This is a genomic window from Streptomyces sp. NPDC127108, assembly GCF_042677545.1.
Lineage (GTDB): Bacteria > Actinomycetota > Actinomycetes > Streptomycetales > Streptomycetaceae > Streptomyces.
In genome coordinates this window covers 51,004-77,009 of sequence record NZ_JBHXTE010000011.1, presented here as the reverse complement: position 1 = coordinate 77,009, position 26,006 = coordinate 51,004, and the positions used below count along the sequence as shown (strand labels likewise).

Annotated in this window: 25 protein-coding genes; 16 read left to right on the top strand and 9 right to left on the bottom strand. The window is 70.6% G+C overall.

Going from position 1 to position 26,006, the window contains the following annotated elements:
- Positions 1-548: 548 nt before the first annotated feature.
- Entirely contained in the window at positions 549-1,748 is a 1,200-nt protein-coding gene (locus tag ACFVHO_RS11645) for a bifunctional adenosylcobinamide kinase/adenosylcobinamide-phosphate guanylyltransferase (protein WP_385712547.1), read from the bottom strand.
- A gap of 113 nt (positions 1,749-1,861) precedes the next feature.
- Between ACFVHO_RS11645 and ACFVHO_RS11640 the strand changes: the two genes are divergently transcribed.
- Positions 1,862-2,086, top strand: coding sequence for a hypothetical protein (locus ACFVHO_RS11640; RefSeq protein ID WP_385712545.1), 225 nt, complete (start codon positions 1,862-1,864; stop codon positions 2,084-2,086).
- A gap of 184 nt (positions 2,087-2,270) precedes the next feature.
- On the opposite strand, the gene ACFVHO_RS11635 is transcribed toward ACFVHO_RS11640, so the two are convergent.
- From ACFVHO_RS11635 to ACFVHO_RS11625, 3 genes are all read right to left on the bottom strand, one after another.
- On the bottom strand, positions 2,271-3,353 hold the full coding sequence (locus tag ACFVHO_RS11635) for a S1C family serine protease (protein ID WP_385712543.1): 1,083 nt from the start codon (positions 3,351-3,353) through the stop codon (positions 2,271-2,273).
- 202 nt (positions 3,354-3,555) lie between these two features.
- Complete coding sequence (locus ACFVHO_RS11630) at positions 3,556-4,311, bottom strand: class I SAM-dependent methyltransferase (RefSeq protein ID WP_385712712.1); 756 nt, start codon at positions 4,309-4,311, stop codon at positions 3,556-3,558.
- Positions 4,308-4,907, bottom strand: a complete 600-nt coding sequence (locus tag ACFVHO_RS11625) for a DUF3043 domain-containing protein (protein WP_030360916.1) — start codon at positions 4,905-4,907, stop codon at positions 4,308-4,310. The genes ACFVHO_RS11630 and ACFVHO_RS11625 overlap by 4 nt, the downstream gene beginning before the upstream one ends.
- A 277-nt stretch (positions 4,908-5,184) precedes the next feature.
- Between ACFVHO_RS11625 and ACFVHO_RS11620 the strand changes: the two genes are divergently transcribed.
- The 4 genes from ACFVHO_RS11620 to ACFVHO_RS11605 all read left to right on the top strand — a co-directional run bounded on the left by ACFVHO_RS11620 (position 5,185) and on the right by ACFVHO_RS11605 (position 8,435).
- Positions 5,185-5,982 carry a PspA/IM30 family protein gene (locus ACFVHO_RS11620; protein WP_385712541.1) on the top strand — a complete coding sequence of 266 codons (798 nt, stop codon included), beginning with the start codon at positions 5,185-5,187 and terminating at the stop codon, positions 5,980-5,982.
- Between the two features lie 44 nt (positions 5,983-6,026).
- Positions 6,027-6,305, top strand: coding sequence for a hypothetical protein (locus ACFVHO_RS11615; RefSeq protein ID WP_385712539.1), 279 nt, complete (start codon positions 6,027-6,029; stop codon positions 6,303-6,305).
- A gap of 196 nt (positions 6,306-6,501) precedes the next feature.
- On the top strand, positions 6,502-7,758 hold the full coding sequence (locus tag ACFVHO_RS11610; protein WP_385712538.1) for a sensor histidine kinase: 1,257 nt from the start codon (positions 6,502-6,504) through the stop codon (positions 7,756-7,758).
- Entirely contained in the window at positions 7,755-8,435 is a 681-nt protein-coding gene (locus ACFVHO_RS11605) for a response regulator (protein WP_385712536.1), read from the top strand. The genes ACFVHO_RS11610 and ACFVHO_RS11605 overlap by 4 nt, the downstream gene beginning before the upstream one ends.
- A 1-nt stretch (position 8,436) precedes the next feature.
- Here the strand turns inward: ACFVHO_RS11605 and nadA are convergent, their stop codons facing one another.
- Positions 8,437-9,645 carry a quinolinate synthase NadA gene (gene nadA, locus ACFVHO_RS11600; protein ID WP_385712534.1) on the bottom strand — a complete coding sequence of 403 codons (1,209 nt, stop codon included), beginning with the start codon at positions 9,643-9,645 and terminating at the stop codon, positions 8,437-8,439.
- 253 nt (positions 9,646-9,898) lie between these two features.
- On the opposite strand from nadA, the gene ACFVHO_RS11595 reads away from it, so the two are divergent.
- Positions 9,899-10,255, top strand: coding sequence for an iron-sulfur cluster assembly accessory protein (locus ACFVHO_RS11595; protein WP_030360910.1), 357 nt, complete (start codon positions 9,899-9,901; stop codon positions 10,253-10,255).
- A gap of 104 nt (positions 10,256-10,359) precedes the next feature.
- Here the strand turns inward: ACFVHO_RS11595 and ACFVHO_RS11590 are convergent, their stop codons facing one another.
- Together ACFVHO_RS11590 and ACFVHO_RS11585 are read right to left on the bottom strand one after the other, a co-directional pair.
- Positions 10,360-12,012 carry a hypothetical protein gene (locus ACFVHO_RS11590; protein WP_385712532.1) on the bottom strand — a complete coding sequence of 551 codons (1,653 nt, stop codon included), beginning with the start codon at positions 12,010-12,012 and terminating at the stop codon, positions 10,360-10,362.
- Between the two features lie 199 nt (positions 12,013-12,211).
- The gene (locus tag ACFVHO_RS11585; RefSeq protein WP_385712530.1) at positions 12,212-12,439 is read right to left on the bottom strand and encodes a hypothetical protein; all 228 of its coding nucleotides are present in this window, start codon (positions 12,437-12,439) and stop codon (positions 12,212-12,214) included.
- 133 nt (positions 12,440-12,572) lie between these two features.
- Between ACFVHO_RS11585 and ACFVHO_RS11580 the strand changes: the two genes are divergently transcribed.
- A complete protein-coding gene (locus tag ACFVHO_RS11580) occupies positions 12,573-13,547 on the top strand; it encodes a carbohydrate kinase family protein (protein WP_385712528.1) in 975 nt (324 codons plus the stop codon).
- A gap of 49 nt (positions 13,548-13,596) precedes the next feature.
- Here ACFVHO_RS11580 and ACFVHO_RS11575 read toward each other — a convergent pair whose 3' ends face one another.
- Positions 13,597-14,976 carry a cysteine desulfurase/sulfurtransferase TusA family protein gene (locus ACFVHO_RS11575; protein ID WP_385712527.1) on the bottom strand — a complete coding sequence of 460 codons (1,380 nt, stop codon included), beginning with the start codon at positions 14,974-14,976 and terminating at the stop codon, positions 13,597-13,599.
- A 333-nt stretch (positions 14,977-15,309) separates the two neighbouring features.
- On the opposite strand from ACFVHO_RS11575, the gene coxB reads away from it, so the two are divergent.
- From coxB to ACFVHO_RS11555, 4 genes are all read left to right on the top strand, one after another.
- Positions 15,310-16,272 (top strand): cytochrome c oxidase subunit II, encoded by a 963-nt coding sequence (coxB, locus tag ACFVHO_RS11570; RefSeq protein WP_030360905.1) that lies wholly within the window; start codon positions 15,310-15,312, stop codon positions 16,270-16,272.
- Entirely contained in the window at positions 16,269-18,005 is a 1,737-nt protein-coding gene (gene ctaD, locus ACFVHO_RS11565; protein ID WP_087883761.1) for a cytochrome c oxidase subunit I, read from the top strand. The genes coxB and ctaD overlap by 4 nt, the downstream gene beginning before the upstream one ends.
- Positions 18,002-18,400, top strand: a complete 399-nt coding sequence (locus tag ACFVHO_RS11560) for a cytochrome c oxidase subunit 4 (protein WP_030360903.1) — start codon at positions 18,002-18,004, stop codon at positions 18,398-18,400. Before ctaD ends, ACFVHO_RS11560 begins: the two co-directional genes overlap by 4 nt.
- 146 nt (positions 18,401-18,546) lie before the next feature.
- On the top strand, positions 18,547-19,794 hold the full coding sequence (locus tag ACFVHO_RS11555) for an Ig-like domain-containing protein (RefSeq protein WP_385712524.1): 1,248 nt from the start codon (positions 18,547-18,549) through the stop codon (positions 19,792-19,794).
- A gap of 6 nt (positions 19,795-19,800) precedes the next feature.
- On the opposite strand, the gene ACFVHO_RS11550 is transcribed toward ACFVHO_RS11555, so the two are convergent.
- A complete protein-coding gene (locus ACFVHO_RS11550) occupies positions 19,801-20,202 on the bottom strand; it encodes a hypothetical protein (protein ID WP_385712522.1) in 402 nt (133 codons plus the stop codon).
- 165 nt (positions 20,203-20,367) lie between these two features.
- On the opposite strand from ACFVHO_RS11550, the gene ACFVHO_RS11545 reads away from it, so the two are divergent.
- From ACFVHO_RS11545 to trpD, 5 genes are all read left to right on the top strand, one after another.
- A complete protein-coding gene (locus ACFVHO_RS11545; RefSeq protein ID WP_030360900.1) occupies positions 20,368-20,988 on the top strand; it encodes a heme-copper oxidase subunit III in 621 nt (206 codons plus the stop codon).
- 103 nt (positions 20,989-21,091) lie between these two features.
- Complete coding sequence (locus ACFVHO_RS11540) at positions 21,092-21,901, top strand: c-type cytochrome (protein WP_385712520.1); 810 nt, start codon at positions 21,092-21,094, stop codon at positions 21,899-21,901.
- The gene (locus tag ACFVHO_RS11535) at positions 21,898-22,959 is read left to right on the top strand and encodes a Rieske 2Fe-2S domain-containing protein (RefSeq protein WP_385712518.1); all 1,062 of its coding nucleotides are present in this window, start codon (positions 21,898-21,900) and stop codon (positions 22,957-22,959) included. Before ACFVHO_RS11540 ends, ACFVHO_RS11535 begins: the two co-directional genes overlap by 4 nt.
- The gene (locus tag ACFVHO_RS11530) at positions 22,956-24,608 is read left to right on the top strand and encodes a cytochrome bc complex cytochrome b subunit (protein ID WP_385712516.1); all 1,653 of its coding nucleotides are present in this window, start codon (positions 22,956-22,958) and stop codon (positions 24,606-24,608) included. The genes ACFVHO_RS11535 and ACFVHO_RS11530 overlap by 4 nt, the downstream gene beginning before the upstream one ends.
- Positions 24,609-24,762: 154 nt before the next feature.
- Entirely contained in the window at positions 24,763-25,827 is a 1,065-nt protein-coding gene (trpD, locus tag ACFVHO_RS11525) for an anthranilate phosphoribosyltransferase (protein WP_385712514.1), read from the top strand.
- The last annotated feature ends 179 nt before the right edge of the window (positions 25,828-26,006 follow it).

Sequence of the window (26,006 nt, the reverse complement as noted above, 5' to 3'; positions counted from 1 at the left end):
GGCCTGACGGGGGGCTCGGTGTCGGGCCGCGTGAGGTCGCGGGGGTGCCCGACGTGGCGGGTGCGGGGTTCCCGGCGGGGGAGGTGCTAGGTGCCTGACGCGTGTGCGGGGTGTCTGACGCGTGAGGTGCGGGGCGTCCGGCGCGCAGGTGTGCGATGCCTGACAGTCGGGGTGGGGGTGCCCGATGCATGAGGTCATGGGGTCGGGCACGGAGGGTTGTGGGGGTACCCGAAGCGTGCGGCTGCGTGGTGCCCGGCACAGGGGTGCGGGGTTCCCGGCAGGGGAGGGCGCGGAGCTCCCGGCGCGCAGGTGCGGGATGCCGACGCGGCGGAGCCTGGTGCGTGAGGCGGCGGGCGCCTGGCGCGTGCAGTCGCGGCGTGCCCGGCGCGTGCCGTCGCGCGGTGTCCGATGCGGGAGACCACGGGGCGCCCGACGCGTGGTCCCCGACGCGTACCCGCCTCACGCGTACTCGCCCCGACGCGTCCCGCCTCGCAAGCCCCCGCTCCGCACGCACCGCCCGCGCGCCGCTCCGCTCACACCCGCCCCGCTCAGCCCCGCAGCGTCAGCGCCTGGCCCGCCACCACAAGGAGCACATGTTCGCACTCGGTGGCGAACGCGGCGTTGAGGCGGCCGAGTTCGTCGCGGTAGCGGCGGCCCGAGGCGGTCGCGGGGACGATGCCCGAGCCGACCTCGTTGGAGACCGCGACGACGACCCGGCGCGTGCCGCGCACCGCGTCCGTGAGTTCCGTGACCCGCTTGCGCAGCGAGCGCTCCCCGCCGCTCGCCCACTCGGCGTCGTCCCAGGCGCTCACCTCGTCCATCGCGTGCGTCAGCCACAGGGAGAGGCAGTCGACGAGGAGCGGCGGCCCCGGCTCCGTGAGCAGCGGTACGAGGTCGCAGGTCTCCGTGGTCCGCCAGGAACCGGGGCGCCGTTCGCGGTGCGCCCGCACCCGCTCCGCCCACTCGCCGTCCCCGCCCCGGGTGCCACCCGTGGCGACGTACAGCACATCGGGGAAGGCCTCCAGGCGCCGCTCCGCCTCGACGGACTTCCCCGAGCGGGCCCCGCCCAGGATCAGGGTGCGGCGCGGCAGGTCGGGCACGTCCTCGTAGGCGCCGACGGTCAGCGTCGTGCCGTCCGGCACGGCCCGCGCCCCGGCCGCCGCGAGCCGCCGCGTCAGCTCCGCCCCGGCGGGCGCCCCGTGCCCGATGTGGACGGCCACGACGTCCGTGGTCGGGGTCACGCCCCCGGCCGCGCGCAGCCGGGCGAGGACGTCCGGGCGGCCGACGATGTCCGCGACGACCATCTCGTACGCGACCTGCTCCGCGGGGAAACCGGCGGGCGCCGCACCCGGCGGCAGATACAGCAGCCGGTCGCCGTCGGGCCCGGTCACTTCGTAGCCGGTGCCGGGCGCGTCCGTCGCCACCGCGCGCACCCGGTGCCCGGTCAGGAGCGCGAGCTCCCGGCCGTCCGGCACCCGCCCGGGCTGCGGCAGCCCCGCGGGCACCTCCACGGCGGGCCCGTCGTGCGGGTGCGAGAGCAGCACCTGGCGCACCCCGCCGAGGGAGTGTCCGGCGCGGGCGGCGGCGAAGGCGGCGCCGGGCGTGAGGTCGAGCAGCAGGACGCCGTCGACGAGCAGCGCCGTGGCGGCCCGCGCCGCGTCGCCGAGTGCGGTCGCGCACACGGCGCAGGGGCAGCCGGGGAACGGCAGCCCTTCGGGGGCTCCGGTGCCGAGCAGAGTCAGTTCCACAGGAAGATCCTCCCGCGTCGCCCCCGGGGCCGCGCGCCCGGCTAGGCTTCAAGCGGCTCCGGCTCCCGCTCCGGGCGGCTGCCGGGACACCCACTGGACCTCGGGAGGCTGACATGGCGGCATGGACGTGGCGGTTCGAGAAGGCGGACGGGACGGAGGTCCAGCCTGCCGTGCAGCCCGAGGAGTTCACCACCCAGGGAGACGCGGAGACCTGGCTCGGTGAGCACTGGAAGGACCTGAGCGAGGGCGGCGCGGACCAGGTGACCCTCTTCGAGGACACCTCGGAGATCTACGGCCCGATGAGCCTGCACGCACAGGACGCGGCCCAGGGGTCCTGAAGCCCAGCGGCTTCGGCGACTCCGGTGACTCCGGTGACTCCGGCGGCCCGGGCGACTCCGGTACCCGGGCGGCTCCGGTGACTCGGACGGCTCCGGCGGGGGTGGCGCGCTCGCGCCGCCCCCGTCCGCCCGTCCGCCGGTCCGCCGGTCCGGCGACGCGCGTACCCACCGGCGCGCCGCCCGGCTACATCTCGCCGAGCGTGACCTCGGTCGTCCGCTCGGCCCCGTCGCGTACGTACGTCACCCGCGCCTTGGCGCCCGGCTCGACCGCCGCCAGGGCTTCGGAGAGCGACGTGACGGTGGTGATGGGGGTGCCGCCGAGGTCGGTGACGATGTCCCCGTCCTCCAGGCCCGCCTCGGCCGCGGCGCCGCCGTCCTGCACCTCCACGATCGCGACGCCCGCCGGGCGGTAGTCGTCGCCGAGCACGGTGCGGGCGGTGACGCCGAGCGCGGCCCGGCCCGAATCGGTGACCCGGCCGTTCTTCACGATCTGACCGGCCACCGTCTTGACCATGGACGAGGGGATCGCGAAGCCGATGCCGGGGGCCGCGCCGTCACCCATGTCCGGGTCGGTCGCGGCGAGCGTCGGGATGCCGATGACCTGACCGTCGAGGTCCACGAGGGCGCCGCCGCTGTTGCCCGGGTTGATCGCGGCCGACGTCTGCACCATGTTGCCGATGGTGGCGCCGGTGCCGCCGTCGTCCCGGCCCTCGCTGACCGTGCGTCCGGTCGCCGAGACGATGCCCTGGGTGACGCTCGACGACAGGCCGAGCGGCGAGCCCATCGCGAGCACGATCGTGCCGACCTCGACCTTCGTGGAGTCGCCGAACTTCGCGGCCCTCAGCCCGCTCGGCACCTTGTCCAGCTTGATCACGGCGAGGTCCTGCTCCGGGTACGCCGACACCAGCTTCGCCGCGAGCGGCTGCTCACCGGTGGCCGTGGTCACCCGGAACGCCTTCTCGTCGCCCACGACGTGGGCGTTGGTGACGATGTGCCCCTTGTCGTCGTAGACCACCCCGGAGCCGAGGCTGTCGGACGCGTCGATCTGGACGACCGACGGCAGCACGTCCTTGATCACCTTCTGGTAGTCGTCCTGAAGGTCGCTCGCGGCGGCGGGCGCCGCCTGCGTGGTCGACCGGTCCGACTCGTCCGCCCGGTCCCCGTCCCCACCGCCCCCGCCGGCGGAACACCCGGCGAGGAGGACGACCAGGACGGCGGCGGCGGGAAGCACCGGTAGCGACGGGACGCGGGTACGCAGCAGTCTCATAGCCCGAGTCTCGGCGGCGCCAAACGCCCCGTCCTGCGGGGAGCGTCCGAACAGGGGGCCGCCGGACCGGGGGCAGAGGGGCCGCTGTCAGGGGCGCCGCACGGCCCGCGGCGCCCGAGGGTCCCGTACCTCGCCAAGAGTCCCGCACCTCGCTACAGGGCCCCGTGCTTCGCTACAGAGCCCCGCACCTCGCCACGAGGCGTCAGTCCCGCCCGCCGCACAGGTGCAGCATCGTCGCCACCCGCCGGTAGGGGTCCGTGCGCCCGGCCCGGGTCTCGGCGGACAGCAGGGCCTCAAGGTCGGGACCGGCGGCCGGTATGTCGGTGGCCTCGGAGAAGACCCGGACGCCGTACCAGGCGACCAGCGGTGCCGCGATGCCCGCGAGGGACTGCCCGACGGCGTCGAGGCGGTGCGCCCGGACCTCGGCGCCGCTCTCGTCGCGGTAGGTGTCGGAGCCGAAGGCCGCGAGCGCGCCGGACCAGTCCGCCCGCAGTCCGGGGCGCATGGCGAGGGCGTCGGCGTTGCGCACCACCAGGGACAGCAGGCCGCCGGGCGCGAGCACCCGGCCGAGCCCGGCGAGCAGCGCGTCGGGCTCGTCGACGTGCATCAGGCCGCCGTGGCACAGCACGACGTCGAAGCTGCCGGGCAGGAAGTGCACGCCGGTGTCCCGCGCGTCGCCCTCGACGACCCGCATCCGCGACCGGATGCCCTCCGGCTCCGCGGCCACCACCGCGCGCACGGCGGCGAGCGCGTCCGGATCCTGCTCGACGCCCGTCACCTCGTGCCCGCCGCGGGCCAGACGCAGCGCCTGCGCCCCGCGCCCCATGCCGACGTCGAGCACCCGAAGCCGCTTGCCCAGCGGGAACCGCGCCACTATCCGCTCGTCCAGCTGGCGGCCGACCAGTTCGTGCCGGACGGCCGCACCCGCGCCAGGGCTCGCGCCCCGGTCCTCGCTCAGGACCGGCCCCCGCGCTTGCCCTGCGGCTTCGGCAGCCGCAGTCGGCGCATCTGGAGGCTGCGCATCAGGGCGTACGCGACGGCGCCCTTCTTGTTCTCGTCCGGGAAGCGCTCGTTCAGGCGCTTCTTGAGCCGGATCACCGTGGCGACGGAGTCGACCACGATCAGGACGATCACGAAGAGCCACAGGAGCAGCGCGATGTTCTGCAGCTGCGGGACGCGGACCATGCTCAGGACGAGGATGATCACGGCCATCGGCAGGAAGAACTCGGCGACGCAGAACCGCGAGTCCACGAACTCACGTGCGTACTTGCGCACCGGACCCTTGTCACGCGCGGGCAGATACCGCTCGTCGCCGCTGGCCAGCGCCTCGCGCTGCTTGGCCATCGCGGCGCGGCGCTCGTCGCGCTGGCGCTTGGCTGCCTCCTTGCGCGTCGTCGGCGTGTTCATCACGCTGCGGCGCTGGGACTGGGCCAGGGCACGCTTGGGGGTGGGGCGGCCCTTGGGGGCCTGCGGGTCACGGGGCTCGGACGAAGAGTCGGTCACCGGGGCCTTGGCTGCCGGGGCCTTCTCGTCCTTGGATCGGCTACGGAACACAAAGCCCAAGGGTACGGGGTTCCGGGGAATGGACCGCAGTCCCGTGGGGAACGATCCCGCAACACCGGACGTCTTGATTATGTGGCTAAGGGGCCTTGCGGGGCGGTTTCCCAGGGGCGCACCTACTCCTTGCGCCGGAGAGTCGGGCGGTGCAGTCGTCCTTGGGGATGAGCGCATCCGCTCGCGAACAGTGCGGTAATGGATACAGACCCCGTACCGTGGGTTCTGTTGCAGTAGCTGGAGCTGGAAGTCCGTCAGAAGGGGGCGCGCGAAGCCCATGAGCGGTGTCATGAAGCGTATGGGGATGATCTTCCGCGCGAAGGCGAACAAGGCCCTTGACAGGGCCGAGGACCCGCGCGAAACCCTCGATTACTCGTACCAGAAGCAGTTGGAGCTGCTGCAGAAGGTGCGCCGCGGCGTCGCCGACGTGGCGACCTCCCGCAAGCGCCTCGAGCTGCAGCTGAACCAGCTCCAGAAGCAGTCCTCCACCCTGGAGGACCAGGGCCGCAAGGCCCTCGCGCTCGGCCGTGAGGATCTGGCCCGCGAGGCCCTGTCCCGCCGAGCCGCCCTCCAGCAGCAGGTCAGCGACCTGGAGGTGCAGCACCAGACGCTGCAGGGCGAGGAGGAGAAGCTCACTCTCGCGGCCCAGCGCCTGCAGGCCAAGGTGGACGCCTTCCGCACGAAGAAGGAGACCATCAAGGCGACGTACACCGCCGCCGAGGCCCAGACCCGGATCGGCGAGGCCTTCTCCGGCATCTCCGAGGAGATGGGCGACGTCGGCATGGCGATCCAGCGCGCCGAGGACAAGACCGCGACGCTCCAGGCGCGGGCCGGCGCGATCGACGAACTTCTCGCTTCCGGCGCCCTCGACGACTCCTCCGGCCTCGCCAAGGACGACATCCAGTCCGAGCTCGACCGGCTCTCCGGTGGTACGGATGTAGAGCTGGAGCTGCAGCGCATGAAGGCCGAGCTGGCCGGCGGCTCCAGCGCGTCGCAGCAGGCCATCGAGGGCGGCCAGGGCGGCCAGAGCCAGCAGCTGCAGCCGCGGGACACCCCGCGCTTCGACAAGCAGTAACCGCTCGGGCCGTTTCCGAACCGCTCACGTCCGAGGAGGGCGTCATGATCGTACGGATCATGGGGGAGGGGCAGGTGAAGCTGGCCGACAGCCACTTCACCGAGTTGAACAAGCTGGACGACGAGCTGCTCGAGGAGATGGAGAGCGGCGACGAGCCCGGCTTCCGCAGGACGCTGCACGCGCTCCTGGACAAGGTGCGCGAGCTGGGCGAGCCACTGCCCGACGACGCCCTCGAGCCGTCCGAGCTGATCCTCCCGGCGCCCGACGCGACCTTGGACGAGGTCCGCGCCATGCTCTCCGACGACGGACTCATCCCGGGCTAGCCCCGGGGTGGTCGGAGGGCCAGGACCGGTCGGGCGCCGAGCGACGGCCGGTCGCGGATGACGCACGGCGTGCCCCGCCCGTGCTCGGCCGTGCTCGGCCGTGTTCGGCCGTGCTCGTCAACGGGCCGGGTCAACGCCTGCCCAGGGAACCCCCTTTCCGTTCCCTCCGTCTGAGCGGCCCCGTACCGTTTAGTACGTGACCAACTTTGAACGGTGCCGCGGCTGGGCCAGAACGCACCCGTTGGCCGTCGACGCGGTCCTCGCGGCCGTCGCCCTCGTCTGCATGGTCATCGGCTCCTTCGCGGAGCCCTATGGGGAGCACGGCTCCACCTGGAACGTCCACGCCCCGGGCAATCTGAGCCTCACCCTCATGGGCCTCGGCGCCGCCACCCTGGTCTTCCGCCGCCGCGCCCCCTGGACCGTGCTCGCGGCCACCTGTGGCTTCTCCATCGTGGAACTGGTGACCAGCGGTCCGCGCGCCCCGGTCGTGATGTGCGCCGTCATCGCCCTGTACACGGTCGCCGCCACCACCAACCGCCCCACCACCTGGCGCATCGGCCTGGTCACCATGACGGGCCTGACCGGCGTCGCCATGCTGGCGGGCCCCCTGCCCTGGTACGCGCAGGAGAACCTCGGCATCTTCGCCTGGACCGGCATGGCCGCGGCCGCCGGAGACGCCGTCCGCAGCCGCCGCGCCTTCATCGACGCCATCAGGGAGCGGGCCGAACGCGCGGAACGCACCCGCGAGGAGGAGGCCCGGCGCCGGGTCGCCGAGGAACGGCTGCGCATCGCCCGCGATCTGCACGACGTGGTCGCCCACCACATCGCCCTGGTCAACGTGCAGGCCGGGGTCGCCGCGCACGTCATGGACAAGCGGCCCGACCAGGCCAAGGAGGCCCTCGCCCACGTCCGCGACGCCAGCCGCTCCGCGCTCGGCGAACTGCGCGCCACCGTCGGCCTGTTGCGCCAGACCGGCGACCCGGAGGCCCCCACCGAGCCCGCGCCGGGCCTCGGCCGCCTCGACGACCTCGTCGACACCTTCCGCAACGCGGGCCTGCCCGTGGACGTGGCCCGCGGCGACGCCGACCTGACGCCCCCGGCCGCCGTCGACCTGGCCGCGTACCGCATCATCCAGGAAGCCCTCACCAATGTGCAGAAGCACGCGGGGGAGCACGCCAAGGCGGAGGTCAGCGTCGTGCGCGTGGGGCCGAACCTGGAGATCACCGTCCTCGACGACGGCGCCGGTGAGGACGCCCAGGCCGCCGACGACCCGGACCGCGGCGGCGGACACGGCCTCCTCGGCATGCGTGAGCGCGTGAGTGCCCTCGGCGGGAGGTGCAGCGCGGGGCCCCGCTACGGAGGTGGTTTCCGGGTACATGCGATCCTGCCCGTCACGACCGCGAAACAGGGCGACCGGGGTCAGACCACGGTCAAGGGAGGGACTACCGCGTGACGATCCGGGTGCTGCTCGCCGATGACCAGGCGCTGTTGCGCAGCGCGTTCAAGGTCCTCGTCGACTCCGAGCCCGACATGGAGGTCATCGGCGAGGCCTCCGACGGCGCCCAGGCGGTGCGGCTCGCCAAGTCCGAGTCCGCCGACGTCGTCCTGATGGACATCCGCATGCCGGGCACCGACGGTCTGGCCGCGACCCGGATGATCAGCGACGACCCGGCCATGTCCCACGTACGTGTGGTGATGCTGACCACCTTCGAGGTCGACGAGTACGTCGTGCAGTCCCTGCGGGCGGGGGCGTCGGGCTTCCTGGGCAAGGGCGCGGAGCCGGACGAGCTGCTCGGCGCCATCCGGATCGCGGCGGCGGGCGAGGCGCTGCTCTCGCCCACGGCGACGAAGGGCCTGATCGCCCGGTTCCTCGCGCAGGGCGAGGGCTCCGACGGGGACGCACCCGCCCGCAGCGAGCGCCTGGACGCGCTCACCGGACGGGAGCGGGAGGTCCTGGTGCAGGTCGCGGGCGGTCACTCGAACGACGAGATCGCCGAACGCCTGGAGGTCAGCCCGCTCACGGTGAAGACCCATGTGAACCGCGCGATGGCCAAGCTCGGTGCCCGCGACCGGGCCCAACTCGTCGTCATCGCGTACGAGTCGGGCCTGGTCCGGCCGCGGGGCGAGTGAGCTACGGCAGCGCCAGCATCCGCTCCAGGGCGAGCTTCGCGAACTGCTCGGTCTCCCGGTCGACCTCGATGCGGTTGACGAGCTTGCCGTCGGCGAGGGACTCCAGGGTCCACACCAGGTGCGGCAGGTCGATGCGGTTCATGGTCGAGCAGAAGCACACCGTCTTGTCGAGGAAGACGATCTCCTTGTCCTCGGCGGCGAAGCGGTTCGCGAGGCGCCGCACCAGGTTCAGCTCGGTGCCTATCGCCCACTTCGATCCCGCCGGGGCCGCCTCCAGGGTCTTGATGATGTGCTCGGTGGAGCCCACGTAGTCCGCCGCGGCCACGACCTCGTGCTTGCACTCCGGGTGGACGAGCACGTTCACGCCGGGGATGCGGGCCCGCACGTCCTCGACCGACTCCAGCGAGAAGCGCCCGTGCACCGAGCAGTGCCCGCGCCACAGGATCATCTTCGCGTCCCGCAGCTGCTCGGCGGTGAGGCCGCCGTTCGGCTTGTGCGGGTTGTAGACGACGCAGTCCTCCAGGGACATGCCCATGTCGCGCACGGCGGTGTTGCGGCCGAGGTGCTGGTCGGGCAGGAAGAGGACCTTGCCGGTGGTGGCGTCGACCTGCTCGAAGGCCCACTCCAGGGCCCGCTTCGCGTTCGACGACGTACAGATCGTGCCGCCGTGCTTGCCCGTGAACGCCTTGATGTCGGCGGAGGAGTTCATGTACGAGACGGGGATCACCTGCTCGGCGATGCCGGCCTCGGTCAGCACGTCCCAGCACTCGGCGACCTGCTCGGCCGTCGCCATGTCGGCCATCGAGCAGCCCGCGGCCAGGTCCGGGAGCACCACCTTCTGCTCGTCGCCGGTCAGGATGTCGGCGGATTCGGCCATGAAGTGCACACCGCAGAAGACGATGTACTCGGCCTCCGGGCGGGCGGCCGCGTCCCGGGCCAGCTTGAAGGAGTCGCCGGTGACGTCGGCGAACTGGATGACCTCGTCGCGCTGGTAGTGGTGGCCGAGCACGAAGACCTTGTCGCCGAGCCGCTCCTTGGCGGCGCGGGCGCGCTCCACCAGGCCGGGGTCCGAGGGCGAGGGCAGATCGCCGGGGCACTCCACGCCGCGCTCGCTCCGGGGGTCGGCCTCGCGGCCGAGCAGCAGCAGGGCGAGCGGGGTCGGCTGTACGTCGAGGTCGGAGCGGTCCACGGTGGACTGGGCGGTGGTCACGACACACACCCTTTCTTCTGTGATGGACGCGGCCGGGGCCGCGTCCGAAGTGGGCCGGAGGTCGGCACCACGGATCCTTTTCGTCGAATTGACGCTATCTATCATAACTGCTTCACGTCAGTTTGACGATGGCCATTGTGTCGATGTGACGCATCCCCCGTGCGGCCCCGTGTGCGAGCATGGGAATGAACACGCCGCTCCGCCGGTTGCAACCGTCGGCAAGCAGTCTCCGTACAACCCGGGAGAGAAGCAGATGTCCGTATCGGACGAGACCACCACCGTGAGCGACGGCATCCTCCTGTCCGACGCCGCCGCGGAGAAGGTCAAGGCCCTCCTTGACCAGGAAGGCCGGGACGACCTGGCGCTGCGCGTGGCCGTTCAGCCCGGTGGCTGCTCGGGCCTGCGGTACCAGCTCTTCTTCGACGAGCGCTCGCTCGACGGCGACGTCGTCAAGGAGTTCGGCAGCGTGAAGGTCGTCACCGACCGCATGAGCGCCCCGTACCTGGGCGGTGCCTCCATCGACTTCGTCGACACCATCGAGAAGCAGGGCTTCACGATCGACAACCCGAACGCCACCGGCTCCTGCGCCTGCGGCGACTCGTTCAGCTAAGCCGCTCCACGCCCGCCCCGCGCGGGCGCCGGCCAGGCCGCGCGTACGAAGGCGGCGGCTCCCCTCGGGGGGAGCCGCCGCCTTCGTCGTGCCCGGTACGGGCGTTACTTCCGGGCCGCCGGATTCCGGGGCGCCGGAGTGCCCTTGCGTGTGCCGTCGTCGCGCGGCACCGCCGTGCCGCCCTCGGTCACGACCTTCCGGTCGCCGAGCGGCTCGTCCAGCTTCACCGACAGGACGTAGGACTGGGCCATGGCGACGCACACCGTGCCCTTCTTCGTGGTCGAGGTGACCCGCACCTCGACCTGCCCGCCGCGCTCCTTCGCCGAGGCCGCGAACGTGCTGCACACCCCGTCCGTGAAGTGCAGGGTCAGGGTCCGGCCCGACGCGCTGTAGCTCTCGACCTTCACGTCCTCGGTACGGGTGTCCGGGTCGCCGGGCCGGGTGGTCGGCCCCTGCGAGGGGCCGACGGTGCCGGAGTCGCCCGGAGCCCGCAGGTACTTCGGGTCCACCGCGGGGTGCGTCACCGTGTAGGCGTCCGGCGCGCCCGCGGGCTTCACCTCGAACAGCCACGACGGCACGAGCGCCGTCTGCCCGTCCACGAACTGCGCCGCGAGCCCGAACTCGGCGTCCTCGACCCCGATCGGCTGCGGCGTCGGCGGCTTGGGGGAGGGCGGGCAGGGGGCGTTCTCGCCGGGGGCGGGTTCGCCCGGCGCCACACCGTCGGCGCCCTGGCCCTGCGCCGGGTCGCCGCCGTCCGTGCCCCGCCCCTTCCGCGCGTCCTCGCCGTCCGCGTGCGGCACCGGCCGCGCACAGCCGCCGACACCCCCGCGTCCGTCGCCCCGACCGGCCTTGTTCAGCAGGTCCAGGGCCTTGTCCGCGCCCACGACGGGGTACGTCGCGCCCTTCTCCGGCTCGGTCAAGTGACCGCTGCCGCCGACCACTTGGCCGTCGGCGCCGACCTGGACCCCCGTCGACCAGCCGTACGTCGGCAGACCGCCCACCTCGGGGTCGGCGTTCACCACCCGCACCGCCCCCATGAGCTGGCGTGCGTCGAGCTTCGCGTCGTCCAGGCCGACGGCCTTCAGGACGGGGGCGGCCGCCTTCTTCGCGGCGGCCTCGCTGACGGCGCCGCCGGAGTCGTCGGCCGGACGCCGGTCGGCGGTCCCGGTGCCCGTACTCGAATCCGCGCCCGGACCCGTGCCCGGACACCGCTTGCCCTTCAGGCAGTTGTCGCCGCCCGGGGTCGCGTGCCGCGTGTACGTCCACGTGCCCGGCGCCGACTTGCTCACCCGCAGCGAGGGGCCCGCACCGTCGTTCGAGGGGCCGATCCACCAGGCGCCGTCGCGGGTGACCGGGGTGCCGGAGAGGCCGAGGGCCTTCGCGAGCCGGTCCACCCGGTCCCGGGGGACGTCGTCGCGCACCTGGTGCACGGCCGCCGAGTCCGGCCCGTCGGGCAGCTCGCCCACGGCCTTGTACGTCGCGCCGCTCGGGTCGGGCTCGCCCGGCGCGATGCCTTCGGTGCTGCCGTCGGGGCCCTGGCTGCTGCGGCCGTCGCGGTCGCCCGTGTACGCGTCGAGGGTGAGCGGCGGCGGCGCGCCGCCGTCACCCGTCGCCGAGTCGCGGCCCCCGTCGCCGTCGGACGACATCGTCGCCAGATACGCCCCGCCGCCGCCCGCGAGCAGCACCGCGGCCGCGACCGAGGCGACCATCAGCGGTGACCGCCGCCGTTGTCCGTCCTGCGTCTGCTCGCTGCTCACCGCATCGCTCCTTAGAACGCCCAGCCGTCCCTGGTCGCAGAAACCCCACCCATGAGGTTTCGGCGTACATCGCATCCCCTCTGAAGGGGACAGCGGTGGGACGCGGCGGGGGAGCGCACGGTTCCCTCAGCGTGCGCCGGGCGGCGCGGCCGATTTCGGCGCCGGTGCCAGTGCCGGTGTCAGTGCCCGTACTCCGGTGTCAGTTGCCGTAGTCCGGCATGCGGTCGATGACGCGGGCGGACGCGGCCGGGACCGTGACCCCGTGGATCAGCGACGGCGGCACCGGCGCGGCCGCGACGGCGGGCACCACCCAGTGCGGGGCCATGCGGGCGCAGTCGCCGCGCAGCGTCTCCAGGGTCTCGGCGCGCGACACCTCCACGGCTTCGGCGGAGTGCTGCGGGACGCTGTACTTCGGGGTGACGGCCATAACGGAACCGTATGCACCGCTACGGCGAAGAAGAAAGCCCTACTATTGGGTATTTTTGGCCAGTTCTATGTTGGGTGTTCGACCGGATAGCGTTAACCGTCAACCCCTCGCCTCGCCGCAGGAGCTTTCAGCCGTGCGAATCGCAGTCACCGGCTCCATCGCCACCGACCACCTCATGACCTTCCCCGGCCGTTTCGCCGACCAGCTGGTCGCCGACCAGCTGCACACGGTCTCCCTCTCCTTCCTGGTCGATGCCCTAGACGTCCGCCGCGGCGGCGTCGCCGCGAACATCTGCTTCGGCATGGGCCAGCTCGGCACCGGCCCCGTCATCGTCGGCGCCGCCGGCGCCGACTTCGACGAGTACCGCGCCTGGCTCGACCGGCACGGGGTGGACACCGCCTCGGTCCGTATCTCCGAGACCCTGCACACGGCCCGTTTCGTGTGCACCACGGACGCCGACCACAACCAGATCGGCTCCTTCTACACCGGCGCGATGAGCGAGGCCCGCCTCATCGAGCTGAAGACCGTCGCCGACCGCGTCGGCGGCCTGGACCTGGTCCTGATCGGCGCCGACGACCCGGAGGCGATGCTCCGCCACACGGAGGAGTGCCGCACCCGCGAGATCCCGTTCGCCGCGGACTTCTCCCAGCAGATCGCCCGCATGAGCGGCGACGACATCAGCACCCTCCTGGAGGGCGCGACGTACCTCTTCTCCAACGAGTACGAGAAGGGGCTCATCGAGTCCAAGACCGGCTGGACCGACGCCGAGATCCTGGCCAAGGTCGGCCACCGCGTGACCACCCTCGGCGCGAACGGCGTGCGCATCGAGGCCGTCGGCGAGGACCCGATCGAGGTCGGCGTGCCCGAGGAGAAGGCCAAGGCCGACCCGACGGGTGTCGGCGACGCCTTCCGCGCCGGGTTCCTCTCCGGCCTGGCCTGGGGCGTCTCGCACGAGCGCGCCGCCCAGGTCGGCTGCATGCTCGCCACCCTGGTGATCGAGACCACCGGCACCCAGGAGTACGAGCTGCACCGCGTCCAGTTCATGGAGCGCTTCACCAAGCAGTACGGCGACGAGGCCGCGGCCGAGGTCAAGGTCCACCTGCCGTGACCGGCCGCCGGGTGCGGACGCCGACCGGCGCCCGCACCCGGCACCCGGCTCACACCAGCCGCCGCACCTCGTAGGCCACCCCGTCCGCCCGCTCCCGGGCCCCGACGTACTCCTGGCGCTGCGTCCAGCACCACGCCGGGATGTCCACGGCCGCCACCTCGTCGTCCGACAGGACGGTGACCGTGCCGCCGACCCGCACCCGGGGCAGCGCCTTCGCCAGCTCGATCACGGGCAGCGGGCAGCGCTCGCCCAGGGCGTCGACGGTCAGCTCGTCCAGCGTGCCCACGGCGGCGGTGCCGACCGGCGCGCCCAGCTTCTCGCGCACCCCGGCCACGGCACCGGGCAGCACGTCCAGGAACCGCTCGACCTCGGCGGCCTCGGTGCCCGGCGGCAGCGACACCCTCACATTGCCCTCGCTCACCACCCCCATCGCCGTCAGCACATGGCTCGGCGTCAGCGTGCTGCTCGTACAGGACGAGCCGGACGAGACCGAGAAGCCCGCGCGGTCCAGCTCGTGCAGCAGGGTCTCCCCGTCGACATAGAGACAGGAGAAGGTGACGAGGTGGGGCAGCCGCCGCACCGGATCGCCGACGACCTCCACATCCGGCACCAGCTCCGGCACCCGCGCCCGGATCCGCTCCGTCAGCTCCCGCAGCCGCGCCGCCTGCGCCACCGCCTCGGCCTGCACCGCCCGCAGCGCCGCCGCTGCCGCCACGATCGCCGGAATGTTCTCGAAGCCGGGGGAGCGCCCCGACTCCCGCTCGTCCACCGGCCCCCGCGGCGCGAACCGCACCCCCTTGCGCACCGCGAGGAGACCGACCCCGGCGGGCCCGCCCCACTTGTGGGCACTGGCGGCGAGCAGCGACCAGTCGCCGTCCACCGCGCCCCACGGAAGGGACTGCGCCGCGTCCACGAGCAGCGGCACCCCGGCCGCCCGGCAGACCTCGGCGACCTCGGCCACCGGCTGCTCGGTGCCGACCTCGTGGTTGGCGGACTGCAGACACGCGAGCGCCGTGTCCTCGCGCAGCGCGTCCGCGTACGCCGCCGCCGTCACCGCGCCCGCCCGGTCCACGCCGACCTCGGTCACCGCGCCGCCCGTCCCCTCGTGCGCCGCGGCCGAATGGAGTACGGCCGAGTGTTCGACCGCGGACACCACCAGATGCCGCCCCACCCGACGCCGTCCGGCGAGGGCACCCGCGATGCCGTCGTGCAGGGCCCGTGTCCCCGATGGAGTGAACACCAGCTCGTCCGGTCGGCACCCCACGGCCTCGGCGGCGGCCTCCCGCGCCGCGTCGAGCAGCATCCGGGCCCGCCGCCCCTCCCGGTACAGCCGCGCCGGATCGGCCCACCCCTCGTCGAGAGAGGCCATCAGCGCCTGCCGGGCGACGGGATGGAGGGGCGCAGCGGAGGCAACGTCGAAGTAGGACACACCGCAAAACTAACGTTCGGGCCAGTGATCCGTGCCCAAGGGGCGCGGGGAACTGCGCGACCGGCCACAGCGGACCCGCAGCCGCCGAACAAAGGCTCAGCCCCGAGCCGAGAGGCGCCCCAACCCTCCGTCAGATACCGGCCGACGGAGGGGCATCCCACCTCTTCAGGGTGACCCGCGGCGCGTTAGGCACCCTCCCCGCGCGACCCCAAATAGCGTCCAGTAGGGTTTGGTCCGCATAAACATCCAAACCCCTGCCCGACGCAGGGCGGCGACCGACCACCGAGAAGGCCGCAGCCAACAGCGCGGGCGAGACTCTCGGGAAGGCGCTACGTGAGTCCCAACGGCTCCGACCGCTCGCCGCGGCGCCCGATGCGGCGGAAGCTGCTGCAGGCATTGACTGCGGGCCTGGTCCTGGTAACCGCCACCGGTTGCACATACAAGGACTTTCCCCGCCTTGGTATGCCGACCCCGGTCACGGAGGAGGCTCCGCGGATCCTCTCCCTCTGGCAGGGCTCGTGGGCGGCTGCGCTCGCCACGGGCGTGCTGGTCTGGGGCCTGATCGTGTGGAGCATCATCTTCCACCGGCGCAGCCGCACCAAGGTGGAGGTCCCTCCGCAGACGCGTTACAACATGCCCATCGAGGCGCTGTACACGGTGGTCCCGCTCATCATCGTCTCGGTGCTCTTCTACTTCACGGCACGCGATGAGTCCAAGCTCCTCAAGCTCGACGACAAGCCCGCCCACACCATCAACGTGGTCGGCTTCCAGTGGAGCTGGGGCTTCAACTACATCGAGAACGTGAAGGGCTCCAACAAGGACAACGCCAGGACCGCCAAGGAACTGGACGCCATTCCGGACCGGTTCCGCAAGGACTTCCCGGCCAACGCCGGCGGCGTCTACCAGGTCGGTACGCCCGGCGAGCGGAACCCGCAGAACGGCAACCCCGGCCCGACCCTCTGGCTCCCCAAGGGCGAGAAGGTCCGCTTCGTACTGACTTCGCGTGACGTCATCCACTCCTTCTGGGTGGTTCCGTTCCTCATGAAGCAGGACGTCATCCCGGGTCACACCAATGCCTTCGAGGTCACTCCGAACAAGGAGGGCACCTTCATGGGCAAGTGCGCCGAGCTCTGCGGCGTCGACCACTCCCGGATGCTCTTCAACGTCAAGGTCGTCTCTCCCGAGCGCTACCAGAAGCACCTCGAGGACCTCGCGAAGAAGAACCAGACCGGTTACATCCCGGCCGGCATCGAGCAGACGGGCCACGAGAAGAACCGGGAGACGAACAACCTGTGAGCATCCTCAACGAACCCCAGGGTGCCGCGGCAGCAGCCGACTCGTACGAGGACGAGCTGCCGGTCAGGCGCAAGCAGCCGGGAAACGTCGTCATCAAGTGGCTGACCACCACTGACCACAAGACGATCGGCACGCTCTATCTGGTCACGTCGTTCGCGTTCTTCTGCATCGGCGGCGTCATGGCGCTCTTCATGCGCGCCGAGCTCGCCCGCCCGGGTACGCAGATCATGTCGAACGAGCAGTTCAACCAGGCGTTCACGATGCACGGCACGATCATGCTGCTGATGTTCGCGACGCCGCTGTTCGCGGGCTTCGCGAACTGGATCATGCCGCTCCAGATCGGCGCGCCCGACGTCGCGTTCCCGCGCCTGAACATGTTCGCCTACTGGCTGTACCTGTTCGGCTCGCTGATCGCGGTCGGTGGCTTCCTCACCCCGAACGGCGCCGCGGACTTCGGTTGGTTCGCCTACTCGCCGCTCTCGGACGCGGTCCGGTCGCCCGGCATCGGCGCCGACATGTGGATCATGGGTCTGGCCTTCTCCGGCTTCGGCACGATCCTCGGCTCGGTCAACTTCATCACCACCATCATCTGCATGCGCGCCCCCGGCATGACGATGTTCCGCATGCCGATCTTCGTGTGGAACGTGCTGCTCACCGCCGTGCTCGTGCTGCTCGCGTTCCCGGTTCTGGCCGCCGCGCTGTTCGCCCTGGAGGCGGACCGCAAATTCGGTGCCCATATCTTCGACGCGGCCAATGGCGGGGCCTTGCTATGGCAACACCTCTTCTGGTTCTTCGGCCATCCAGAGGTGTACATCATCGCCCTACCATTCTTCGGAATCATCTCCGAGGTCATCCCGGTCTTCTCCCGCAAGCCGATGTTCGGCTACATGGGTCTCATCGGCGCGACCATCGCCATCGCCGGCCTTTCGGTGACGGTGTGGGCGCACCACATGTACGTCACAGGCGGCGTACTCCTACCGTTCTTCTCCTTCATGACGTTCCTGATCGCCGTGCCAACAGGCGTGAAGTTCTTCAACTGGATCGGAACGATGTGGAAGGGGTCCCTGTCCTTCGAGACCCCGATGCTCTGGGCGATCGGCTTCCTGATCACCTTCACCTTCGGTGGTCTGACGGGCGTCATCCTCGCCTCGCCGCCGATGGACTTCCACGTGTCGGACTCGTACTTCGTGGTCGCGCACTTCCACTACGTCGTCTTCGGCACCGTGGTGTTCGCGATGTTCGCCGGATTCCACTTCTGGTGGCCCAAGTTCACCGGCAAGATGCTGGACGAGCGGCTCGGCAAGATCACGTTCTGGACGCTGTTCATCGGCTTCCACGGCACGTTCCTCGTCCAGCACTGGCTGGGCGCGGAGGGCATGCCCCGCCGGTACGCGGACTACCTGGACGCGGACGGCTTCACCGCCCTGAACACGATCTCGACGATCGCCTCGTTCCTGCTCGGCCTGTCGATCCTGCCGTTCTTCTACAACATCTGGAAGACGGCCAAGTACGGCAAGAAGATCGAGGTCGACGACCCGTGGGGCTACGGCCGCTCGCTGGAGTGGGCGACGTCCTGCCCGCCGCCGCGGCACAACTTCCTCACACTGCCGCGAATTCGTAGCGAATCCCCGGCGTTCGACCTGCACCACCCGGAGATCGCCGCTCTCGACCAGCTCGAGAACGCCGGTCACGGCGAGAAGGCTCTCGCCGGCGGCAAGGAGGCCGGCAAGTGAAGATCCAGGGCAAGATGTTCATCTGGCTGAGCGTCTTCGTACTGGCCATGGCGATCGTCTATGGCTGGTGGTCGAAGGAGCCCGCCGGTACCACCGCGCTCTTCCTGGCCTTCGGCCTGTGCATCATGATCGGCTACTACCTGGCCTTCACGGCCCGGCGTGTCGACGCCTCCGCACAGGACAACACCGAGGCCGACGTCGCGGACGAGGCCGGCGAAGTGGGCTTCTTCAGCCCGCACAGCTGGCAGCCGCTCTCCCTGGCCGTCGGTGGCGCGCTCGCCTTCATGGGCGTCGTCTTCGGCTGGTGGCTGCTGTACTTCTCCGCTCCGCTGCTCCTCATCGGACTGTGGGGCTGGGTCTTCGAGTACTACCGCGGCGAGAACCAGAACCAGTAGCTCTCCCGCACCAGCGGTCCCGAGGGGCCCGGACACTCCGTCAGGAGCGTCCGGGCCCCTCGGCCGTTCGGCCGTTCGGCCTTTCGGGGGACCTCGTACGGGTCACTCGGCGCGCCGGTCCTGACGAATCTTCATAACGTGTGCTCATGAGACACTCACCGCGAATCCGCACGGTACTGAGCTGCACGATGCTGGTGGTCGCCCTCGGTGCGGGGGCCACGGCCTGCGGCAGCGACGGCCATCCGCTCTCGGCCAAGCCGTACGACGCGGCGAGCCAGATCGCGTTCAACGGCCCCGCGGGCAGCCAGAAGGCGGACCCCGACAAGCCGCTCGAAATCACCGCGCAGGGCGACGAGGGCCGCATCACCGACGTCACGGCCACCGACGCCATGGGCCGCTACGTGGCGGGCGAGCTGACCGCCGACGGCTCCCGGTGGCACAGCACGGCGCCCCTCGCGGCGGGCGCGGACTACACGGTGCGGGTCAGCACCGAGGACGACGAGGGCTCACCGGGCCGCAAGGTCCTGAACTTCGCCACGGACAAGGCCGCCAAGAAGAAGCAGCTGAAGGTCACCTTCGGCCCCGAGGCGGGCAAGTACGGCGTCGGCCAGCCCGTCACGGCCAAGCTCAGCGCCAAGGTCAAGGGCAAGGAGGCCAGGGCCGTCGTCGAACGCGCCCTGAAGGTCCGCTCGCAGCCCGCCACGGACGGCGCCTGGCACTGGGTGGACAGCCAGACGCTGCACTACCGCCCCAAGGACTACTGGCCCACCGACGCCACCGTCGACGTCGAGAGCAACCTCGAGGGCATCAAGGTCACCGACAGGCTCTGGGGCACCGCGACCAAGCCCCTGCGCTTCACCACCGGCGACAAGATCGTGGCGGTGACGGACGCGGGCTCGCACTGGATGACCGTCTACCGCAACGGCGAGGAGATCAACTCCATGCCGGTCACCACCGGCAAGCCCGGCTACGCGACGCGCAACGGCATCAAGGTGGTCCTGGGCAAGGAGTACGCGGTCCGCATGACCAGCGCCAGCATCGGCGCCTCGGACTTCTACGACAAGATGGTCTACTACGCGACGAGGGTCACCGACAGCGGCGAGTACGTGCACGCCGCCCCCTGGTCGGTGGGCTCCCAGGGCTACGCCAACACCAGCCACGGCTGCACCGGCATGAGCACCGGCAACGCCGCGTGGTTCTACGAGACCGTCCGTCAGGGTGACATCGTGAAGGTCGTCAACAGTTACGGCGCCGACATGGACCCGTTCGGGAACGGATTCGGCGACTGGAACGTGAGCTGGAAGAAGTGGGTCGAGGGCAGCGCCCTCCTCGGCGGCGCCAAGGAGGGCTCCAAGCCCGCGGACGCGGCGAGACTGCGCCCCCAGTCGGTCTGAGCCCCGTCAGGCGCTCAGGGCCGTCCTGTCACGCAGCAGGGCGGCCAGTGAGGCCGCGAACTCCACCGGGTCGACCGGCAGGGTCACCGCGGCCTCCGCACGGCTCCAGGTGGCCAGCCAGGCGTCCTGCGGGCGCCCGATGAGCAGCAGCACCGGCGGGGCCTGGAAGATCTCGTCCTTGATCTGCCTGCACACGCCCATGCCGCCCGCGGGGACGGCCTCGCCGTCAAGGACGCACACGTCGATCCCGCCCCGTTCGAGCTCGGCGAGGACCGCGGGCAGCGTCGCGCACTCGATGAAGCGGACTTCTGGGACATCGCTGGCCGGCCGGCGTCCGGTGGCCAGGCGGACCTGCTCACGGGTGTTCGCGTTGTCGCTGTAGACCAGCACCGTGGCGGTCGGCTGCATGGTTCCTCCGCTTGGTCGAGGGCATCTCGCGCGGATGCTACTCCTCCCGACACCCCGTCAACAGCGCTTCGGACGCCGCTCCGATGGGCCATCCGGGCAGGACACACCCCACAGACACTCCGAACGGCACCCCCCGGGGTGAGGGCGGGATAAGCGACCGACATAATGTCGGTCGTGGCGACAGCAACGACAGTAGATACCGGGCACGCGCACCCGCCGGTCAATCGACCGAACCTCACCAGCGTCGGAACCATCATCTGGCTGAGTTCCGAGCTGATGTTCTTCGCGGCCCTCTTCGCGATGTACTTCACCCTGCGATCGGTTACGGGTCCCGATCACTGGAAGGAAATGGCGTCGAGCCTGAACTTCCCGTTCTCGGCGACGAACACCACGATCCTGGTGCTCTCCTCCCTCACCTGCCAGCTCGGCGTTTTCGCCGCCGAGCGCGGTGATGTGAAGAAGCTCCGGATGTGGTTCATCGTCACCTTCATCATGGGTGCGATCTTCATCGGCGGTCAGGTCTTCGAGTACACGGAGCTGGTCAAGCACGAGGGCCTCTCGCTCTCGTCCGACCCGTACGGCTCGGTGTTCTACCTGACCACCGGCTTCCACGGACTGCATGTGACAGGCGGCCTGATCGCCTTCCTGCTGGTCCTCGGCCGCACCTACGCGGCCAGGAGGTTCACCCACGAGCAGGCGACCGCCGCCATCGTCGTGTCCTACTACTGGCACTTCGTCGATGTCGTCTGGATCGGCCTCTTCGCCACGATCTACATGATCAAGTAGACGGTAGCGGGGACCGCGGCGGCCCTCGGCCACGCGGACGCACCCGACGTACCGACACATTCCAGAAGCATCGACGCAGAAGATCCTGACACCGGGGTAATCCGTGAAAAAGCTCTCCGCACGACGACGCCATCCGCTGGCGGCGGTCGTCGTCCTACTCCTCGCGCTGGCGGCCACCGGGGGGCTGTACGCCGCGTTCGCGCCGGCGGACAAGGCGCAGGCCGACGAAACCGCTCAGTCCCTCGCCATCGACGAGGGCAAGAAGCTCTATGCCGTGGGCTGCTCCAGCTGCCACGGAACCGGCGGTCAGGGCAGTTCCGACGGCCCGAGCCTGGTGGGCGTGGGCGCCGCCGCTGTCGACTTCCAGGTCGGCACCGGCCGGATGCCGCTCCAGCAGCAGGGCGCCCAGGCGCCCAAGAAGAAGGTCATCTACAGCCAGGCGCAGATCGACCAGCTCGCCGCGTACATCGCCTCGCTCGGCGCGGGACCCAACATCCCCACCGAGAAGCAGGTCAGCCCCGAGGGCGCCGACATCGCCAAGGGCGGCGAACTGTTCCGCACCAACTGCGCCCAGTGCCACAACTTCACCGGTGAAGGCGGCGCGCTGACACACGGCAAGTTCGCTCCGAGCCTGGAGGGCGTCAGCCCCAAGCACGTCTACGAGGCCATGCAGACGGGCCCGCAGAACATGCCGTCCTTCCCCGACACGACCATGCCGGAGAAGGCCAAGAAGGACATCATCGCGTACCTCGACGCGGTCAACGGTGAGAAGACCGAGAGCCCCGGCGGTCTCAAGCTGGGCGGTCTCGGACCGGTCAGCGAGGGCCTGTTCGCCTGGATCTTCGGCCTCGGCGCGCTGATCGCGGTCGCCGTGTGGGTCGCCGCCCGGACCGCAAAGGCCAAGAAGTCATGAGTAGCCAAGAGAATCCAGAAGAGAACCTGCCCAGCGAGCAGGAATCCGCCGCCCACGGCGCGGTAGCCGTGGCCGACGAGGCCGACCCGTTCGCGGACCCGGGGCTGCCGCCCCACGAGCACCGCGTCCAGGACATCGACGAGCAGGCCGCCCGGCGCTCCGAGCGCACGGTCGCGCTCCTGTTCACCATCTCGATGCTGGCCACCGTCGGCTTCATCGCCTCGTACGTGGCCTTCCCGGTCGACAAGAGCGTCTACATCTGGCCCATCGGCCACATCAGCGCGCTCAACTTCTCCCTGGGCATGACCCTCGGTGTGGCGCTCTTCTGCATCGGCGCGGGCGCGGTCCACTGGGCCCGCACCCTGATGTCCGACGTGGAGGTCGCCGACGACCGGCACCCCATCGAGGCCGAGCCCGAGGTCAAGGCCAAGGTCATGGCGGACTTCGCGGCGGGCGCCAAGGAGTCGCAGCTCGGTCGGCGCAAGCTGATCCGCAACACGATGTTCGGCGCGCTCACCCTCGTACCGCTCTCGGGTGTCGTCCTGCTGCGTGACCTCGGTCCGCTGCCGGAGGACAAGCTGCGGCACACCCTGTGGTCCAAGGGCAAGCTGCTCGTGAACATGAACACGAACGAGCCGCTGCGCCCCGCGGACATCCCGGTCGGTTCGCTCACCTTCGCCAAGCCCGAGGGCCTGGAGGAGCACGACCACGACTTCCAGACCCAGATCGCCAAGGCGGCCCTGATGATCGTCCGGATCCAGCCGGACAACATCAAGGACAAGCGCGAGCTGGCGTGGTCGCACGAGGGTGTCGTCGCGTACTCCAAGATCTGCACCCACGTGGGCTGCCCGATCTCCCTGTACGAGCAGCAGACGCATCACGCGCTCTGCCCGTGCCACCAGTCCACCTTCGACCTCTCCGACGGCGCCCGAGTCATCTTCGGCCCCGCCGGTCACGCCCTTCCGCAGTTGAAGATCGGCGTGAACGAGGAGGGCTACCTCGAGGCGCACGGCGACTTCGAAGAGCCCGTCGGTCCTGCCTTCTGGGAGCGCGGATGAGCACCGAGAACACCACGGCGACCGAGGCCCCGGCCGCCGACTCACGCAAGAAGGCGCCCGCCGGTGAGCGGGTCGCCGACTGGGCCGACGGCCGACTCGGGATCTACTCCCTGGCCAAGGCCAACATGCGCAAGATCTTCCCGGACCACTGGTCCTTCATGCTCGGTGAGATCTGCCTCTACAGCTTCATCATCATCATCCTCACGGGTGTGTATCTGACGCTGTTCTTCCACCCGTCGATGAACGAGGTGGAGTACCACGGCAGCTACGTGCCCCTGCAGGGCCAGCTGATGTCCGAGGCGTTCAACTCGACCATGCACATCTCCTTCGATGTGCGCGGTGGTCTGCTGATCCGGCAGATCCACCACTGGGCGGCGCTGATCTTCCTCGCGGCGATGTTCGTGCACATGATGCGCGTCTTCTTCACGGGCGCCTTCCGCAAGCCGCGCGAGGTCAACTGGCTGTTCGGCTTCCTGCTGTTCGTCCTCGGCATGTTCACCGGCTTCACCGGTTACTCGCTCCCGGACGACTTGTTGTCGGGCACCGGTGTCCGCTTCATGCAGGGTGCCGTCCTGTCGGTGCCGATCGTCGGAACGTACCTCTCGATGTTCCTGTTCGGCGGGGAGTTCCCCGGCGGCGACTTCGTGGCGCGGTTCTACTCGGTCCACATCCTGCTGCTGCCGGGCATCATGCTCGGCCTCGTGGTGGCGCACCTGATCCTGGTCTTCTACCACAAGCACACGCAGTTCGCGGGCCCCGGCAAGACCAACAAGAACGTCGTCGGCATGCCGCTGCTCCCGGTCTACATGGCCAAGGCCGGAGGCTTCTTCTTCCTGGTCTTCGGTGTCATCGCGGCCGTCTCGGCGATCGCCACGATCAACCCGATCTGGGCTCTCGGGCCCTACCGTCCGGACCAGGTGTCCACGGGTGCCCAGCCGGACTGGTACATGGGCTTCTCCGAAGGCCTGATCCGTGTCATGCCGGGCTGGGAGATCAACCTCTGGGGACACACGCTCGTCCTGGGTGTGTTCATTCCGTTGATCATCTTCCCGCTGGTCCTCGTGGCCATCGCGGTCTACCCGTTCATCGAGGCCTGGGTCACCGGGGACAAGCGCGAGCACCACATCCTGGACCGCCCGCGCAACGCCCCGACCCGCACCGCCTTCGGTGTGGCCTGGATGACGTGGTACTTCGTCCTGCTCGTCGGTGGTGGAAACGACCTGTGGGCCACCCACTTCCACCTGTCGATCAACTCGATCACCTGGTTCGTCCGGATCTTCTTCTTCGCCGGACCGGTCATCGCGTTCATCGTCACCAAGCGGATCTGCCTGGGCCTGCAGCGGCGCGACAAGGACAAGGTGCTGCACGGACGCGAGTCCGGCATCATCAAGCGCCTGCCGCACGGTGAGTTCATCGAGGTGCACGAGCCGCTCAACAAGGAGCAGCTGCACACCCTGACCGCGCACGAGCAGTACCAGCCGCTCGAGATCGGCCCGACGGTCGACGAGAACGGCGTGGAGCGCAAGGTCAAGGGTCCGCAGAAGCTGCGGGCGAAGCTCTCCAAGGGCTTCTACGGCGAGGACAGCCAGATCCCGAAGCCCACCGCGGAGGAGTACAAGGAGATCACGAGCGGCCACGGCCACCACTGATCACCTGAGCGCCACCAGGCGCTGACCCGAAGGTCGCCACGGCAGGAGCCCCGTCCAGTGCATGGACGGGGCTCTTTGCCGTCCTGGGGGCTGGATAGGGTGGACCCACCCCAAGAAGCTTGGGAAGTCTTCGTCTACGAACCCAGGAGCGGCCATGAGCGCTGTGACCCCCGCAGGAGGCGACACCGCGGCGGCCCGTTCCTGGCCCGACGTACTGAACGGGCTGCTCGACGGGCGCGACCAGAGCGCGGACGACACGGCCTGGGCCATGGACCGCATCATGAGCGGTGAGGCCACGGACGCGCAGATCGCGGGCTTCGCGGTGGCGCTGCGCGCCAAGGGCGAGACCGTCGAGGAGATCTCCGGCCTGGTCCGGACGATGTACGAGCACGCCCACACCATCGACGTGCCCGGGCCGAGCGTCGACATCGTCGGCACCGGCGGCGACGGCGCCAAGACCGTGAACATCTCCACCATGTCGGCGATCGTCGTCGCCGGGACCGGCGCGAAGGTCGTCAAGCACGGCAACCGCGCGGCGTCCTCCGCGAGCGGCGCCTCCGACGTCCTGGAGAAGCTCGGCGTGAACCTGGAGCTCACCCCCAGACGGGTGCGGGAGGTCGCCGAGGAGGCCGGGATCACCTTCTGCTTCGCGGTGAAGTTCCACCCCGCGCTCCGGCACGTGGCGCCCGCGCGGCGCGAGCTGGGCATCCGGACCACCTTCAACTTCCTCGGCCCGCTCACCAACCCGGCCAGGGTGCGGGCCCAGGCCACCGGTGTCGCCGACGCGCGGATGGCGCCGATCCTCGCCGGCGTCCTCGCCGAGCGCGGCTCGTCGGCGCTCGTCTTCCGCGGTGACGACGGGCTCGACGAGCTGACGACGACGGCCACGTCGCGGGTGTGGGTGGTACGGGACGGGGGCGTCCACGAGGAGGCCTTCGACCCCCGGGACGTCGGCATCGACCTGGTGCCGGTCGAGGCGCTGCGGGGCGCCGACGCCTCCTACAACGCGGAGGTCGCGCGGCGGCTCCTGGACGGTGAGACGGGGCCCGTGCGGGACGCGGTGCTGCTCAACGCCGCGGCGGCGCTGGTCGCCCTGGAGCCGGGCGAAGGGTCCCTGGCGGGGCGGATCAGGACGGGGATGGCCAAGGCGGCCGACGCCATCGACTCCGGGGCAGCGAAGGGTGCGCTGGCGCGCTGGGTGGCGGCGAGTAACAGCTAGCCCCGTCAGCGGGGCGGGGTGGTGCGCCCCGTACGGGGCGCGGGGAACTGCGCGACCAGCCACAGCGAAGCCGCAGACGCATCTGCCAGGTACTCCGCAGACGCGTCTGCGGCTTTTCGTGCGCTGGTCGCGCAGTTCCCCGCGCCCCTTACGGGGCGTGTGGTGTACGTCGCAGTCCG